Origin of the sequence: Amycolatopsis sp. 195334CR (genome assembly GCF_017309385.1) — a bacterium.
GTDB lineage: Bacteria > Actinomycetota > Actinomycetes > Mycobacteriales > Pseudonocardiaceae > Amycolatopsis.
Genome location: NZ_JAFJMJ010000001.1, coordinates 205,565 through 220,783 on the forward strand (window position 1 = coordinate 205,565; position 15,219 = coordinate 220,783).

Annotated in this window: 15 protein-coding genes; 3 read left to right on the forward strand and 12 right to left on the reverse strand. The window is 70.5% G+C overall.

Annotation, left to right across the window (positions count from 1 at the left end; translation table 11 throughout):
* Positions 1-41 precede the first annotated feature (41 nt).
* The 4 genes from JYK18_RS01000 to JYK18_RS01015 form a co-directional block, all read right to left on the reverse strand.
* On the reverse strand, positions 42-1,814 hold the full coding sequence (locus JYK18_RS01000; RefSeq protein ID WP_206799351.1) for a cation acetate symporter: 1,773 nt from the start codon (positions 1,812-1,814) through the stop codon (positions 42-44).
* A gap of 265 nt (positions 1,815-2,079) precedes the next feature.
* Positions 2,080-2,427, reverse strand: coding sequence for a hypothetical protein (locus JYK18_RS01005; protein WP_206799353.1), 348 nt, complete (start codon positions 2,425-2,427; stop codon positions 2,080-2,082).
* A gap of 3 nt (positions 2,428-2,430) precedes the next feature.
* The gene (locus JYK18_RS01010) at positions 2,431-3,213 is read right to left on the reverse strand and encodes a LytTR family DNA-binding domain-containing protein (RefSeq protein WP_206799355.1); all 783 of its coding nucleotides are present in this window, start codon (positions 3,211-3,213) and stop codon (positions 2,431-2,433) included.
* Positions 3,210-4,250 carry a sensor histidine kinase gene (locus tag JYK18_RS01015; protein ID WP_206799357.1) on the reverse strand — a complete coding sequence of 347 codons (1,041 nt, stop codon included), beginning with the start codon at positions 4,248-4,250 and terminating at the stop codon, positions 3,210-3,212. The genes JYK18_RS01010 and JYK18_RS01015 overlap by 4 nt, the downstream gene beginning before the upstream one ends.
* A 137-nt stretch (positions 4,251-4,387) precedes the next feature.
* On the opposite strand from JYK18_RS01015, the gene JYK18_RS01020 reads away from it, so the two are divergent.
* Entirely contained in the window at positions 4,388-5,383 is a 996-nt protein-coding gene (locus tag JYK18_RS01020; protein WP_206799359.1) for a MarR family transcriptional regulator, read from the forward strand.
* On the opposite strand, the gene JYK18_RS01025 is transcribed toward JYK18_RS01020, so the two are convergent.
* Positions 5,380-6,189: a nuclease gene (locus tag JYK18_RS01025; RefSeq protein ID WP_307795742.1), complete on the reverse strand. Its 810-nt coding sequence runs from the start codon at positions 6,187-6,189 to the stop codon at positions 5,380-5,382. The two genes, JYK18_RS01020 and JYK18_RS01025, sit on opposite strands and share 4 nt — an antisense overlap.
* 133 nt (positions 6,190-6,322) lie before the next feature.
* Positions 6,323-7,732, reverse strand: coding sequence for an amidohydrolase (locus JYK18_RS01030; protein WP_206799364.1), 1,410 nt, complete (start codon positions 7,730-7,732; stop codon positions 6,323-6,325).
* Positions 7,733-7,789: 57 nt separating this feature from the next.
* Here JYK18_RS01030 and JYK18_RS01035 point away from each other — a divergent pair, with 57 nt between their 5' ends.
* Complete coding sequence (locus JYK18_RS01035; RefSeq protein WP_307795743.1) at positions 7,790-8,560, forward strand: GNAT family N-acetyltransferase; 771 nt, start codon at positions 7,790-7,792, stop codon at positions 8,558-8,560.
* Here the strand turns inward: JYK18_RS01035 and menC are convergent.
* The 5 genes from menC to JYK18_RS01060 all read right to left on the reverse strand — a co-directional run bounded on the left by menC (position 8,547) and on the right by JYK18_RS01060 (position 13,023).
* The gene (menC, locus tag JYK18_RS01040) at positions 8,547-9,644 is read right to left on the reverse strand and encodes an o-succinylbenzoate synthase (RefSeq protein ID WP_206799375.1); all 1,098 of its coding nucleotides are present in this window, start codon (positions 9,642-9,644) and stop codon (positions 8,547-8,549) included. The two genes, JYK18_RS01035 and menC, sit on opposite strands and share 14 nt — an antisense overlap.
* 410 nt (positions 9,645-10,054) lie before the next feature.
* Positions 10,055-11,452 (reverse strand): dihydrolipoyl dehydrogenase, encoded by a 1,398-nt coding sequence (gene lpdA, locus JYK18_RS01045; RefSeq protein ID WP_206799378.1) that lies wholly within the window; start codon positions 11,450-11,452, stop codon positions 10,055-10,057.
* Positions 11,453-11,630: 178 nt separating this feature from the next.
* Positions 11,631-12,407, reverse strand: a complete 777-nt coding sequence (locus JYK18_RS01050; RefSeq protein WP_307795744.1) for a lysophospholipid acyltransferase family protein — start codon at positions 12,405-12,407, stop codon at positions 11,631-11,633.
* A gap of 7 nt (positions 12,408-12,414) precedes the next feature.
* Positions 12,415-12,588, reverse strand: a complete 174-nt coding sequence (locus JYK18_RS01055) for a hypothetical protein (RefSeq protein WP_206799380.1) — start codon at positions 12,586-12,588, stop codon at positions 12,415-12,417.
* A gap of 27 nt (positions 12,589-12,615) precedes the next feature.
* A complete protein-coding gene (locus JYK18_RS01060; protein WP_206799382.1) occupies positions 12,616-13,023 on the reverse strand; it encodes a nitroreductase family deazaflavin-dependent oxidoreductase in 408 nt (135 codons plus the stop codon).
* Between the two features lie 145 nt (positions 13,024-13,168).
* Here JYK18_RS01060 and JYK18_RS01065 point away from each other — a divergent pair, with 145 nt between their 5' ends.
* Positions 13,169-14,410 (forward strand): MFS transporter, encoded by a 1,242-nt coding sequence (locus JYK18_RS01065; RefSeq protein WP_206799384.1) that lies wholly within the window; start codon positions 13,169-13,171, stop codon positions 14,408-14,410.
* Here the strand turns inward: JYK18_RS01065 and JYK18_RS01070 are convergent.
* Positions 14,366-15,205: a sugar phosphate isomerase/epimerase gene (locus tag JYK18_RS01070; protein WP_307795745.1), complete on the reverse strand. Its 840-nt coding sequence runs from the start codon at positions 15,203-15,205 to the stop codon at positions 14,366-14,368. The two genes, JYK18_RS01065 and JYK18_RS01070, sit on opposite strands and share 45 nt — an antisense overlap.
* Positions 15,206-15,219: the final 14 nt, after the last annotated feature.

Sequence of the window (15,219 nt, forward strand, 5' to 3'; positions counted from 1 at the left end):
GCGGCGACACACTAGGGAGGCGGGCGCGCGGCGCGTAAGGATCAGCGGACGAATCGACGGGCCATGCGACGAACGGTTGACGAACGACCGTTGGTCCGCGATGAGTGGCCTGGATCACGGCCCTGCAACAGCCGCTGGTTGAGGTACGGGCTGCGTCCTTCACCGAGGTGCAGGCGCAGCATCGCGTCGCGGGACCAAGCGGGTGGGCGGCCGCGCAACGACACCAGCACCATGGTGGCGAACGCGAGCGGCACCGACCACGGTGCGGGCTGCGCCACCAGAATAGCTTGCCAGCCGGGCAAAGCTGGGCCGAACAGCGTAGTGGCGATGGCGCCCGCGGAGGCGGTCAGGCCGACCACCACCCCGCTGATCGCCCCGGTGGTGGTCAGCCGCGGCCACCAGATCCCCAGTACCAGCAAGGGGCAGAAGGTGGACGCGGCCACGGTGAAGCCCCAGGTGACCAGGACGCCCGCGTCCAGCCGGACCGCGGGCAGCGCCAGCAGCACCACCGCGGCGGCCGCGGCGAGCACGGTGAACCGCATCTGCCGCAACCCGCCTTCGAGCAGGTCGTGGGAGATCGCGCCGGCCACCGCGAGCAGCAAACCCAGTGACGTGGCAAGGAAAGCGGCGAAGGCACCGGCGGTGAGCAGCACGGTGAACACCGCCCCAGCCGGGCCGGGGTCGACCACCGACGGCAGCGCCACCACCGCGGTGTCGGTGGCGTCGGACAGGTAGAGGTGCGGCACCAGCACCGTGCCCAGCACGCCGTAGATGCCGGGGAAGAGGTAGAAGGCGCTGAGCAGCAACACCGTCAGCGCGGCGGTTTTCCTGGCCGCGCGGCCGTCGATGCTGGTGTGGAAGCGCATCAGCACGTGGGGCAGGCCCATCGTGCCGAGCATGGTGGCGATCAGCACCGCCCAGGTGCTCAGCACCGGGTAACCCGCGTTCTGGAGGTCCAATGTGGGCAATTCCCAGCCCGGGCCGCCGGGCGCGTGATTGTCCACCGAGGGCGCCGGGGCGCCGGCCGGGAACACGATCGTCCGGCCAGCCTCGATTTCCTGCCGTCCGGCCGGGATCAGCTCGGGGGTGCCGTCGGCCGCGCGGACCGCGGTGGGTTCCCGGAAGTCCAAAGTGGCCCCGACGCGGAACTCGATGGTGGTGTCGTGGCTGAAGTGGGTGAACTCCGCCGGGTCCACCGCCTGCGCGCGAACGTCCGGGCCCACCTGGAAGACCAGCCAGGCGGCGGGGACCAGGAACAGCGCGAGCTTCAGGAAGAACTGGAAGGCCTGCACGTAGGTGGCGGCGCGCATCCCGCCCAGTGACAGCGTGGTCGCCGCGGCGACGCCGGCGATCACCACGCCCACCCAGTAGGGCGTGCCGCCGACCGCGCCGAGCACCAGGCCGGCGGTGCGGAACTGCGGGACGAGGTAGAGGCCGCCGATCACCAGCACCACCACGGCGGCGATCCGGCGCAGCACCGGGGAGGCCAGGCGTGCCTCGGCGAAGTCGGGGACGGTGAGGGCGCCGGAGCGGCGCATCGGGGCGGCGACGAGGACCAGCATGGCCACGTAGCCGGCGGTGAAGCCGACCGGGTACCAGAGCGAGCCGATGCCGTCCTTGACCACCAACCCGGCGACGCCGAGGAACGAGGCGGCGGAGAGGTACTCCCCGGAGACGGCCGCGGAGTTGAGCAACGGCGAGACCCGGCGGGAGGCGACGAGGAAGTCCGATGTGGTCCGCATCGCGGCGACGGCCCGCAACCCGACGAGAATGGTGATCAACACCACCGGCGCCACAGCCAACGCGGCGATCATCGAGGCTCCTCCGCGCCCCGCCAACACACCAGCACGGTGATCATCGAGCGTCCTCCGCAACCAGCCAGTACCTCAGCGCGGCGATCATCGCAGGCCCCCGCGTGCCTCGCCCGCCAGCACCAGCACGGCGATCCTCGAAGGTCCCCTCGCCCGGCCGCCAACGCGGCGATCACCGAGAGCTCCCCGGGAGCCCAGCCCGCCAGCACACCAACGCGGCGATCATCGAAGGCCTCGCGTGTCCGAGCCGCCCGCACCGGGGCGGTGGTCATTCGCGGTCCTCGGCGTGTTCCGCCCGTCGCAGTTGCCAGCGCGCCAGGACCACCAGCACCGGGTACGGCAGCACCGCCACCGCCAGCCACGGCAGCGGAATGGTGAACAACCGCACCTCCCCCAACTGCGGCAGCAAAGACAGCCCCAGCGGCAACCCGAGCAGGAAGGTGAACAGCAACACCAGCGCGGTCACCGCCATCCGCCGCTGGGCGCGGTAGATCCGCATCGCGCGCCCCGCGTCGGCGGCCTCCAGTTTCGCCACCGGCGACCGCGTGCGCGCGCGACGCCGCGAGTGCGCCAGCCGCGTCTGCGGGCTGGTGACCGCGACCCGCTTGGTGCGCACCCCCTAAGCTCCCCGCTCCGGCCGGTCCAACTCCCCGCGGTGAGCCGCGCTGAGCAGTTGTTCGCGCAGTTCGCGCGCGTGCCGCCGGCTCACCGGCACGTCGCCGAGATCGGTGTGCGCGAGCAGCCCGCCCGCCGAATCGCTGCGCAGCTCCCGGACCGCCGACAGCGCCACCAGGAAGCTCCGGTGCGCCCGCACGAAACCCGCGCCGCCCCAGTACTCCTCCATGCGCGAGATCGGGATGCGCACCAGGTGCACCCCGGACGGCGTGTGCAGCCGGACGTAGTCGCCGTGCGCCTCGACGAACTGCACCTCGCTGCGGCGCACGTACCGCGTGCGCCCGCCGACCTCGACCGGCAGCGCGGCCATCGCGTCGGTCTGGCGCGCGGCCGGTTCGGCTCCGCCACCACCGCCGGCCATCTTCACCACACGCGCCAGCGTCGCCGAAAGCCGTTCCGCGCGAACGGGTTTGAGCAGGTAGTCGATCGCGCCGATGCCGTACGCGGCGACCGCGTGGCCCTCGTGCGCGGTGACGAACACGATCACCGGCGGCTCGCTCAGCTTGGCCAGCAGCCCCGCCATCTCCAGCCCGTCCAGCCCCGGCATGGAGATGTCCAGGAACACCGCGTCGAACGGCTCGCTCTGGATCATCCGCAGCGCGGTCACCGCGTCCGGCGCCCCGCTGACCGCGGCCACCTCCGGCGCCTCCTCCAACAGGCGGCACAGCTCGGCCAGCGCCGGCGGCACGTCGTCGACGGCGAGCACGCGCAACCCCTCGGACTTCACGGCATCACCCCCGGCTGGAACCGCGGCACCCGCAGCACCACGCGGGTCCCGGCGCCCTTCGCGGTCTCCACCACCAGTCCGTACCAGGGGCCGTAGACGCTGCGCAGGCGTTTGTCCACATTGGCGAGTCCGAGGCTGTCCGGCTCGCCCTGCCCGGCGAGGATGGCCTCGGCCTTCTCCGGGTCCATGCCGACCCCGTCGTCCTCCACGCTGATCACACAGTCCGTCCCCTCGGCCACGCCGGAAACGTGCACCACTCCCTTGCCCGGCGACGGCTCGATCCCGTGCCGGACGGCGTTCTCCACCACCGGCTGCAGCACCAGGTACGGCACCGCCACCGCGAGCACCTCCGGCGACACCCGCACCTGCACGGTCAGCCGCTCCCCCAGCACCGCGCGCTGCAGCGCCAGGTAGGTCTCGATGGCGTGGAACTCGTCGGCGAGCGTGGTGTACTCGCCGTGCCGGGCCAGGCTGTACCGGATGTAGTCGGCGAAGTCGAGCATCAGCTCACGGGAGCGGTCCGGTTCCGACCGGACGAGTGACGCGATCACGGTGAGTGCGTTGTAGACGAAGTGCGGGGAGATCTCGGCCCGCAGCGCGCGCAACTCGGCGCGGGCGGCGTTCTCGGCGGAGGCCTCCAGCCTGCCGCGCTCCAGCGCGTCCGCCACCCAGCCGGTCACCTCGCGCACCGCGGCGCGGTCCGGCCTGCCGCAGACGACCAGCACCCCGGCCAGGTCGTCGCGGGCGTAGAGCGGCTGGGCCTGCGCGGGCGGGCGGCCGCTGGCGGTCTCGGTGTGCAGCACGTTGTGCACCAGCGCGCCGGCGTCCACCCCGGCCGGCGGGTGCCCGGCCCAGACCACGGTGCCGGACAGGTCGGCCAGTCCGATGGCGTCGGCGTCGAGCAGCCTGCGGATGCCGCGCGCGGCGTTCCGCACCCCGCGGCCGCCGAGCCCGCCCTTGAGCTCCGCGGCGATCTGCCGGGCGGCGTGCAGCACCTCCGCCGGCTCCGCCCTGGGCAGCGCGCGCAAGCCAGGCATCGCGGCTCCCCTCGTCGTCGAAGTGGGTAGATGGTAGCCGCTGCCACGCAGTGAGCGCGTGACAGCGCGCTGCCAGAGCGGGCCCGTAGAACTCCGCTGGAACGTTCGAAAATCACGCACAGGGGTGGGGGCACCCGATGTTGAAGATCCATTTCAGTCCGGACGACCTGACCAGGGTCAAGCTGCTCGACCGTCCGGATCCGCTGTGGGAGACGGTGCTCAGCCTGCACCAGCTCCAGGACCGCAATCCGGATCTGCTGTTCTCCGGCTGGCGCCGGCGCACGCGCGAGCGGATCGGCCGCTCGCACCGGTACCTGGCCACGCTCGCTCCCCCGGTCGGGTACACCGCGGACTTCCTCACCCCCGGTGCCGGTTTCGGCGAGCTGGAGGCCGGGATCGAGGAGTTGGAGCGGACCCCGAAGTCACTGCTCGCCGAGGACACCGGGCTGCTCGCCGCCTCCCGGCCGATGCCGTCGTGGAGCGCCGACCTGGCCGCGGGCCGGTCCGCCGCGCGCCGGCAGCTCGGGGACGCCGTGCGCGAGTACTTCGCCGAGACGCTGTCACCGCACTGGTCGGCGATCACCGCCAGCGTGCGCGGTGACGCCGCCGAGCGCGGCCGGACCTTGCTGCGGGGCGGGGTGGAGCGGCTGCTGGCCACGTTGCACCCGGCCACCCGGTGGCGGGCGCCGGTGCTGGAGGTCGACTACCCGGTCGACCAGGAGTTGCACCTGGACGGGCGTGGCCTGGTGCTGGCGCCGTCCTTCTTCTGCTGGCGGGTGCCGGTCACCCTGCGCAACCCCGCCCTGCCGCCGACGCTGGTGTACCCGGTGGCGCGGCAGCTGGGCTGGGACTCGCCGCCGAGCAGCCGCTCGCTGGACAACCTGCTCGGGCGGACGCGGGCCACCGTGCTCGCGGCGATCTGCACCACGCCCGGGGTGAGCACCACGGAACTGGCGAAGAAGCTGGCCATCTCGGCGGCGGGCGCCAGCCAGCACGCCACCGTCCTGCGGCAGGCTTCGCTGGTCGAAACGCACCGGGAGGGCGGCACCGCCCGGCACTCGGTGACCGCACTGGGCAGCGCCCTGCTGGAGTCCTCGCTCGCGGTCTCCGATCTGGCCCCCTGCCGGGTTTAGGCCTCCAGGAACACAATGCGCTCGGGGTCGACGGTGAGGCGGAGTTGCTGCCGCTTCACCTCGACCAGGGTGGCGAGTTCGGTCGCCTGGCCCTCCGGCGTGGTGAACAGGCGGTCGTTCCGGGTGTCCAGGTAGCGCCCGAAGTTCGCCAGCGAGACCCCGCCGGTTTCATCCAGGGCCAGGTAGTCGACCAGCCGCCGGAACAGTTTGGGCAGCAGGACCACCTCCTCCTGCAACTGCTTCCGCGAGGTCAGCTTGAACCCGCCGGTGGAAACGTCGTGCTCCCAGATCCCCGCCTTCTCCGCGCGCGCGGTGGTGGCCGCGTCGGCGAGTGCCTGCCGCAGGTCGAGGTAGAGCAGTGAGTAGAACGTCGGGAACGCGTGCCCGGCCGCGAGCAGTTCGAAATTCGCCGAATTCACCACTCCCTTCGCGTCGAGGTGCACCTGGCTGCCGTCCTTCGTGCGGCCGCGGGCACCGCGGAATGCGAATGAGACCGGCCGCCCGTACTTGTCGGCGAACCGGGTCAGGATGTGTCCCGGCACGCTTTCCGGACTCGCCGAGGTGACCGTTCCGTCCTCCTCCCTTTCCACCGATCTGAAACCCAATTGGCGCAACAGCGCATCGGCCGCCTCTCTGGCCAGTCCGGGATGCTGGTGCCACATCCCCCCTCCCGGCGCCTGGCTCTGGTAATGCGTTTCCAGCGCGTCGATGCCTTCGAGCCGCAACTGCGCCCCACCGCGCGAGTTCAACCGCACCCGCAGTCCCGCCTTGACGAACGCGTCCACGTCGGTTGGGTAAAACCGCACCGAATCACCGTCGGGCGATGCTCCGACGATCTGAAAGGTTCCCTTGATCAAAGTCAGCGTCATGTGGCCATGCTAAGTAGCCAAGGTCGCAATTACGCCGTCATCAGCCGAACGGCCCAATGAATGGAAGGTTTCAGAAAGTGCGGCGCCCGTCGAGCACGGTCGCGGTCACCGGAACCGAACGGAGGTCCGCGGTCCGCAAATCCGCCGCGACCACCACCAGATCGGCCACATCACCCACCTCGACCGTTCCCCTTCCACCGGAAGCGGCACGCAACGCGTCCGCCAAGGACAATGCCTGTTCCGGGTGCCAGGCGGGCCGTTCGTCATCGGTGCGCGAGACCGCCGAAGCGATCGCGTCCCACGGATCCAGCGGCGCGACCGGTGCGTCCGACCCGAATTCCAGCGTGGCCCCGGCGGAAAGCAGTGCGCCATAGGGAAAAGCGTCGCCCGTGCGCGAAGCCCAGTGCCGGTCGGCCACGTCGCGGTCGTCCGGCTGGTGCGCGGGCTGCACGCTCGCCACCACCCCGAGCTCCGCGAACCGCGGCAGGTCCTCGGCGCGCACCAGCTGGGCGTGCTCGATCCGGCCGCCGACCCCGACCGCCTCGAAGGCGTCCAGCGCGACGGTGTTCGCGTGGTCGCCGATCGCGTGCACGGCGGAGGAGATGCCGTGCTCGGCGGCCCGGCGCATCAGCACCACGAGTTCGTCGTACGGCAGTTCCAGCAGACCGTGATCACCACCCTCGTAAGCGTGATGGCAGTAGGCCGTCCGGGTGTTGAGCGAACCGTCCACAAAAACCTTGAGCGGGCCGACGCTGAGCAGCCCGTCGGTGTCCCCGGTGCGCCTGCCCAGCGCGATCGTGGTGTCCAGCAGATGGCGCGCGATCACGCAGGACACCCGCGTCGGCAGCGGCCCGAGTTCCCGCCGCCGCTGCCACGCCGCCACCGTGTCGGTGTACTCGTAGTCGGCTATCCGGGTGACCCCGAGCGCCGCCGCGGCTTCGGCCGCCTCCAGCACCCAGCGGTCGACCACCTCCGGGGCCGCCGAGGGCAGTTCGGCGGTCGCGCTCATGCAGTCGTTCTCCAGCAGCACACCGGTCGGGTGCTCGCGGCCGATCAGCGCCAGCGCCGCCGGGCTCAGCCACAACGTGTGCAGGTCGGCGCTGAACAACGCGATCGCCTGCCCCGGCAGCGCGCGTTCGAGCAGGTCCTTGTGCGGGACGTCGGGCCACAGTCCGTCGCGGAAACCGTGGCCGAGCACCAGTTCGCCGGGCCGGTGCCCGTGCCGGACCAGCAGGTCCACCACCCCGGCCGCCGAGGTCGCCGACTCCAGCGGGATGCGACGGCGTGAGCTGGCCCACTGTTCGCAGTGGACGTGCGAATCGACCAGCCCGGGCAGCAGCGTGCCGCCGTCCCCCTCGACGACTTCGGCGCCACCCGGCCCGCCGTCGCCGATCGCGGTCACGCGCCCGTTCTCGATCCGCACGTTGACCAGCGGTCCGTCCAGCCCCAGCCGCACCTCGCGCAGGAACAGCTCACTCACCCGATCACGCTCCAGCTCCTCGACGACCTCGGTTCGATCATGCCGCACCATGGACGGGTGAAGGTGACCTGTCTGACCGAACTCACCGAGTTCGAAGGTGTCTGCTCGCTGTTCGACCAGGTGTGGCAGCCGGGGCCCGGCCAGATCCCGGTCAACCCGGAACTGCTGCGCGCGATGAGCTTCGCCGGCAACTACGTCGGCGGCGCGTACGAGGACGAAGAGCTGATCGGCGCGTCCGTCGGCTTCTTCCACCCGCCCGCCGAAGCCGCGCTGCACAGCCACTTCACCGGCGTCACGCGGCCCGGCCGCCAGGTGGGCCTGGCGCTGAAGCTGCACCAGCGGGCGTGGGCGCTCGACCGCGGTGCCGACCGGATCACCTGGACCTTCGACCCGCTCGTGCGCCGCAACGCCCATTTCAACGTGAACCGCCTCGGCGCCGGGGTCAGCGGGTACCTGCGTGACTTCTACGGCGCCATCGAAGACGCGGTGAACCGGGGCGAGGAGTCCGACCGGCTGCACGTCGTCTGGGACCTGCACGCGGAACCGGGTACCCCGGCGGACGCCACCGCCGAACGCGCGGCCGGTGCCGTCGTCGCGTTGTCGGAGGTCGACGGCATGCCGCTCGAAGGCAGCACCGACGGCGAACGACTGCTCGTCGGCGTGCCCGAGTCCATCGAGGAGCTCCGGCGCGCCGATCCCGTGGCGGGCCGAGCCTGGCGGCAGGCCCTGCGAACCGTGCTCGGCGGCCTGCTGGACGAAGGCGCGCGGGTCACCGGCTTCGACCGCGGCGGGTGGTACGTGGTGGACCGCTCCCCTACAGCCGGATGACGCTGGTGGTCACCTCGGCGAGGACGTCCGGATCGGGAAGGACGCCGATGCCGGGCCCGTCCGGCACCCGGACCTGCCCGTTCTCCAGCACGAACGGTTCGGTGACATCCCTTGCGTAGTAACGGTCCGAGGCGGAGGTGTCGCCGGGCAGGGTGAAGTTCGGCAGGGCCGCGAGCGCCACGTTGGCCGCCCGTCCGATCCCGCTTTCGAGCATGCCGCCGCACCACACCGGCACACCGTGCGCCGCGCAGACGTCGTGCACCCGCCGCGCTTCGAGGTAACCCCCGACGCGGCCGGGCTTGATGTTGACCACCGACGTCGCCCCCATCGCGATCGCGTCGGCGGCCGACTTCGCGGAGGTGATGGACTCGTCGAGGCAGATCGGCGTGCGCACGCGACGGGCCAGCTCGGCGTGGCCGCGAAGGTCGTCCTCGGGCAGGGGTTGTTCGAGGAGCAGCAGATCGAACGGGTCGAGCCGCGCGAGGTGCCGCGCGTCGGCCAGCGTGTACGCCGTGTTGGCGTCGACCTGGAGGAGGATGTCGCCGAACCGCTCGCGCACCGCCCGCACCGGCTCGACGTCCCAGCCGGGCTCGATCTTGAGCTTGATGCGCTGGTACCCCTGCTCGACGAAGCCGTCGACGGCGTCGAGCAGCTCACCGATCGAATCCATGATCCCGACCGACACCCCGGCGGGCACCGCCTCCCGAACCCCGCCGAGGTACCCGGCGAACGAGGTACCCGCCGCCCGCAGTTCGGCGTCGAGAAGGGCGGTTTGCAGCGCCGCCTTGGCCATCGGATGCCCCTTGACCTTGGCGAAGACCGGCTCCACCGCATGCGCCCGGTGCTGCGGCAGGCTCCGCACCGCAGGGAGGAGGAACCGCCGGATCACCTCGACGGCCCCGTCGAGGTACTCACTGGAGTACACCGGCCGAGGCAGCGCCACGCACTCACCCCAGCCCTCGACGCCCCCGGCCTCCACCCGCACCAGCAAGATGTCGCGATCCCGCTCCACCCCGAACGAGGTGCGGAACACCCCCACCAACGGCAACCCAATCCGACGCAGTTCTACCCGCTCGACCTTCATACCCCCGACGCTAACCCACCCACCACGAACACACGCGACCAGAAAGCCCACAGTCGCACCGCTAAACCTCCACACCCACCACGTCAACCCACCCAACCACAAACAACCACGACCAAAAAGCCCCAACCACACCGCTAAACCTCCACACCCACGACACCAACCCACCCAACCACAAACAAAACGCAACCAGAAAGCCCCCAACCACACCACTAAACCCTCACACCCCCGACGTTAAGCCAACCAAAAAACAAAACGGGAGCAGAGAGCCCTCAACCTGGCCGCCCACTCCTCCCCCGCCCCCGATCCCCAGCCAAAAACACAGAAAAGGCCCTGATGTCAAGGCATCTTTCCCGCCTTGACATCAGGGCCTTTTCTGTAGTCACACTAAAAAATCGGGGCGACAACCCCACCTACATATTGATCATGTGCCCAGCCAACCCATGCACAGCTTCCTTCACCGCTTCCGAAAGCGTCGGATGCGCATGCACATTCCGCGCCACCTCGTGCACCGTCAAATCCCACTGCTGCGCCAAAGTCAACTCGGGCAGCAACTCCGTCACATCGGGCCCGATCATGTGCGCCCCCAGCAACTCCCCATGGGTGCCGTCACTGAGGATCTTCACGAACCCGACCGGATCCGCCAGCCCGTGCGCCTTCCCGTTCGCCGTGAACGGGAACTTCGCCACCTGCACGTCGAAGCCCTTTTCCCGCGCCTGCTCCTCGGTCCACCCGAACGAAGCGATCTGCGGCTGGCAGAACGTGGCCCGCGGAATCATCGTGTAGTCGAGTTCCATGGTTTCCGCACCACCGATGGTTTCCGCGGCGATGATGCCCATGGACTCCGCCGCGTGCGCCAGCATCAGCTTCGCGGTCACGTCCCCGATGGCGAAAATGTTCGGCACGTTCGTCCGGCAGAAGCCGTCGATCGCGATGGCGCCGCGCTCGGTCAGCTCCACGCCGGTGTTCTCCAGGCCGTAGCCCTCGACCCGCGGCTGGAACCCGATCGCCTGCAGCACCTTGTCGGCTTCGAGCGTCTGCTCCTTGCCGTCCTTGGACACCGTCACGCGCACCTTCGCCCCCGACTCGTCGATCGACTCGACGCGGGTGGAGGTGAGCACCTCGATCCCCAGCTTCCGGTACCGGCGCGCCAGCTCCTTGGACACCTCGGCGTCCTCCAGCGGCACCATCCGGTCCAGGAACTCCACGATGGTGACCTGCACCCCGTAGTTGTGCAGCACGTACGCGAACTCGACGCCGATCGCGCCGGCCCCGGCGATGATGATGCTCTCCGGCAGCTCACGCGTGAGGATCTGCTCCTCGTAGGTGACCACCCGATCGCTGACCGCGGTCCCCGGCAGCAGCCGCGTGGTCGCGCCCGCGGCGATGATCGCGTTGCCGAAGGTGATCGTCTCGGTACCGCCGTCGGTGAGCGCCACCTCGAGGGTGTTCGCGTCGGTGAAGCTGCCGCGGCCGGAGAACTCGGTGATCTTGTTCTTCTTCATCAGGAAGTGCACGCCCTTGACGCGCCCCTCCGCGACCTGGCGGCTGCGGTCGTGCGCCACCCCGAAGTCGAAGCTCACCGACCCCTCGACCTGGATGCCGAAGGTCTTGGCCTCGTTGTGGAACAGGTGCGCCAGCTCGGCGTTGCGCAACAGCGCCTTGGACGGGATGCAGCCCACGTTCAGGCAGACCCCACCCCAGTACTTCTCCTCGACGATCGCCGTCTTCAGTCCGAGCTGAGCAGCGCGCACGGCCGCGACGTATCCGCCGGGCCCCGCCCCCAGCACCACCACATCGAAATGACTCATACTCGCAGCCTAGTGGTCACCGCCGGGTGTCCTCCGAGGTCTCGACGGCCCAGCTTCCCGCTGGACGCACCGCGTAAAGGCCCGAGTACGACCAGTACGAGGACCTTCACCCGGCACGCCCAGCGGAAAGCTGGATCCGCCGATACCCCGAAGGACTCCCGGCGGTAACCACTAGCCCCTATCGGGTGACGGGTGGGGTCTGGCCGCGGACTTCACCGAGGAGGGTGGTGACCGCCACCATGATCCGGTCGGTGGCCTCCCGCAGCACCGCCGCCGTCGGGTCCGCGCCGACCAGGTCGGACAGCTCGACCGGCGGCCCGGCCACCAGCTGCACCCGGGGCCGGCGGAAGAACCGCGGCACCGCGCTGCCCTGCGGCAGCAGTTCGTGGGTCCCCCAGTTGGCCACCGGCACCACCGGCACCCCGGTCTCCAGCGCGATCCTGGCGATCCCGGTCTTGCCGCGGACCGGCCAGTGCTCCGGGTCCTTCGAGAACCCGCCCTCGGGGAAGATCGCCACGCACTCGCCGCGCCGGACCGCGCCCACCGCGTCGCGGTAGGCACCCGACGCGGTCGGCTTGCCGCGGTGGACCGGGATGTGCCCGCCGCCGGACATGATCGACCCGACCAGCGGCAACCGCCACAGGTCGGCCTTCGCCAGGTACCGGGGCACCCGGCCGGCCGACAGGCAGAACGCGGTCAGCGTGGTCGGGTCGGCGTAGGACAGGTGGTTCGAGGCCACCAGTACCCCGCCGGACGCGGGCAGGTGCTCGGTCCCGCGAAAGCTCTGCCGGGTGCCGAACACCAGCATCGGCCAGATGACGTCGATCGCCAGCCCGTAGAAGAAACCGCGCCGGCGGCGGGGGAACCGCCTGGTCAGCGCGACGGCCTGGCGAAGCGTGAAGGGACCCCGCCCGGAATCGAGCGGGGTCCACCGAAGGTTCTTCCTGCGCAGCACGCCGGGCCTAGCGGTCCGAGTCGGCTTCCACCGGCCAGTCCGCGAGCTCGCGCACGATGCGCTGAGCCCTGACCAGCCCCGGGATCTCGGCCGGGTTCAGCTCACCCCGCTCCGCCTGCCGTTCGGCTTCGGCGAGCTTGGCCAGCAATCCGGCGACCTCGACGGTCGAGTCCTGAGACATGGGTCCTGCGCTCCCTGCACGATGAAGTCAGCTCTGGCGTTCCAGCACGACCACGGGGATCGGCCGGTCGGTCTTCTTCTGGTAGTCATCGTAGTCGGGCCACACCGCCGCCATCTTCGGCCACAGCACCGCCTTCTCCTGCTCGTCGGCGGTCCGCGCCCGCGCGGTGAACCTGTCCGCCTTGACCTGCACCTTGACCTCGGGGTTGTCCTGCAGGTTCAGGTACCAGCCGGGGTGCGCGTCGGCGCCGCCCTTGGACGCGACCACCACGTAGTCGCCCTCGTGCTCCTGGTAGATCAGCGCGAACTTGCGGTCCTGCCCGGTCTTGCGGCCCTTCGTGGTGAGGATGAGCACGGGCGCGCCCTTCTGCCAGTCGTGCCCTTCTTCCCCGTCGGTCTCCTCGTACCGGCGGACGTGCTCGTCACCGAACAGCATGGAAAAGCTCCTCTCCGTACAGGTTCTCTGGTCAGCACAGACGCCTCGGCGCGCCCGGCTATTCCGGACGCGGCAAATCGGCCCAGTCGATCCCGGTCATTATTGGACCTTCTGCCTGGCCAATGCGGCTCCTACCGTTGCTGCCATGAGCGTTCTCCCCCAGCCTGGACCACCTCGCGTGCTCGCGCTCGCCCAGCTGATCAACTCCTTCGGTGACGGCGCCTTCTACGTCACCTCGGCGCTGTACTTCACCCGGGTGGTGGGCCTGTCGGCGACCGAGGTCGGCTTCGGGCTGACCGCGGGCTGGGCGGCGGGGTTCCTGGCGAGCGTGCCGCTGGGCGCGCTCGCCGACCGGCGCGGTCCGAAAGCGACGGCCGTGGTGCTCGCGCTGGCCACCGCCGCCGCGGTCGGCGCGTTCGTCTTCATCGGCTCGTTCGTCGCCTTCGTGCTCGCAGCCTGCGTCTACGCCTCGATGCAATGTGGACTGTCGGCGGCGCGGCAGGCGCTGCTCGCCGCGCTGGTCGACCAGGCCGACCGCACGGCCACGCGGGCCTACCTGCAGTCGAGCACCAACGCCGGGCTCGCGGTCGGCGCCGCGCTCGGCGGGCTGGCGCTCTACGCCGACACGCGCGGCGCGTACCTCGCGGTGTTCGCCATGGACGTCGCCGGGTTCCTCGCCGCCGCGCTGCTGCTCCTCCGGCTGCCCCCGACCCCGCCGGGCCCGGCCAGGAGCAAGGGCGAGCCGCGGCTGGCCGTGCTGCGGGACAAGCCGTACGCCCTGGTGTCGCTGTTGAACCTGGTCATGCAGTTGCACATCCCGATGATCGGGCTGGCGATTCCACTGTGGATAGTCGAGCGCACGCAGGCGCCCAGCTGGACGGTCTCCGGGCTGCTCGTGCTCAACACGGTGAGCGTGGTGCTGCTCCAGGTCCGCGTCGCTCGTCGCGTGACGAGCCTGACCTCGGCGAGCCGCACGGTCCGGTACGCGGGCGTGCTGCTGCTCGCCTCGTGCGGGGTGTTCGCCTTCTCGGCCGCCGGGACCGGCCCGTGGACGGCGGCGCTCATCCTGCTCGGTGCCGCCGCGCTCCAGGTGCTCGGCGAGATGATGCAGGCCTCGGGTGCCTGGGAGATCAGCTTCGCGCTGGCCCCGGACGGCAAGCACGGCCAGTACCAGGGCTTCTTCGGCTCGGGTTTCGCCGTGGCCAGGATGATCGGGCCGCTGGTGCTGACCACGCTCGTGCTCTCCGGCGGCACGCTCGGCTGGCTGGTGCTCGGTGGTGCCTTCCTCACCGCCGGGCTCGCGATGGGCCCGGCGGTGAGGTGGGCTGCCGCCGACCGGCCGCTAGAAGCGGACGGTCCGCAGGTACTCGTGACTGCGCGCCGCTGACTCCAGCGGCACCTTCGGCTGGTCGTGCTCGACCACGTACTCCCGGATCCCGGACTGCTCGTACTGGCGGAAGATCTTCGGCCAGTCGAGCGTGCCGTACCCGACGTCCTCGAACGAGCCGTTGGGCGCCATGTCCTTCACGTGGTAGACCGGGAACCGGCCCGGGTACCGCGCGAAGTACGCCAGCGGGTCCTGCCCGCCGTGGTAGATCCAGTAGATGTCGAGCTCGAAGTTCACGAACCGCGGATCGGTTTCCTCGACCAGGATGTCGTAGAGCACCCGGCCGTCGACCACCTTGAAGTCGACGCCGTGGTTGTGGAACAGGAACTTCAGCCCGGCACTCCGGGCGAGCACGCCCCACTTGCCGAACTCCGACGCCGCCAGGCTGTACCCGGCGACCGTCTGCAGCGAACCCGGCAACGAGGGCACGACGAGGTACCGCACCCCGAGCACCCGCGCGGTCTCGATCTCCTTGACCGCGTTGGCGCGCATGGCGTCCCAGCTGGTGTGCGTGAGCACCGCCCGCAACCCGGCCTTGTCCAGCATCGCGCGGAACGCCTGCGGGGTGTGCCCGTAGGTCCCGCTGACCCCGACCGTGGCGTACCCGATCGCGCTGAGCGCGTCGAGCGTGCCCTGCGCGTCGGTGGTCATCAGCGAACGCACGGTGTACAGCTGGATGCCGATGTGGTCCAGCGGCACCGCGTGCAACGGCTCGGCCGCGGCGATCCCGCTGGTCAGCCCCATGGCCACGGTCGTGCCGGCGGCCAGCTTCAGAAAGGTACGACGTGATTCCACAGCTGCTCCCTTCA

What these genes read in the sequence shown, in the direction of transcription:
- JYK18_RS01000 (WP_206799351.1), bottom strand. Translation starts at nt 1,814, where the DNA reads ATGATCGCCGCGTTGGCTGTGGCGCCGGTGGTGTTGATCACCATTCTC.
- JYK18_RS01015 (WP_206799357.1), bottom strand. Translation starts at nt 4,250, where the DNA reads ATGCCTGGCTTGCGCGCGCTGCCCAGGGCGGAGCCGGCGGAGGTGCTG.
- JYK18_RS01020 (WP_206799359.1), top strand. Translation starts at nt 4,388, where the DNA reads ATGTTGAAGATCCATTTCAGTCCGGACGACCTGACCAGGGTCAAGCTG.
- menC (WP_206799375.1), bottom strand. Translation starts at nt 9,644, where the DNA reads ATGAAGGTCGAGCGGGTAGAACTGCGTCGGATTGGGTTGCCGTTGGTG.
- lpdA (WP_206799378.1), bottom strand. Translation starts at nt 11,452, where the DNA reads ATGAGTCATTTCGATGTGGTGGTGCTGGGGGCGGGGCCCGGCGGATAC.
- JYK18_RS01055 (WP_206799380.1), bottom strand. Translation starts at nt 12,588, where the DNA reads ATGTCTCAGGACTCGACCGTCGAGGTCGCCGGATTGCTGGCCAAGCTC.
- JYK18_RS01060 (WP_206799382.1), bottom strand. Translation starts at nt 13,023, where the DNA reads ATGCTGTTCGGTGACGAGCACGTCCGCCGGTACGAGGAGACCGACGGG.
- JYK18_RS01065 (WP_206799384.1), top strand. Translation starts at nt 13,169, where the DNA reads ATGAGCGTTCTCCCCCAGCCTGGACCACCTCGCGTGCTCGCGCTCGCC.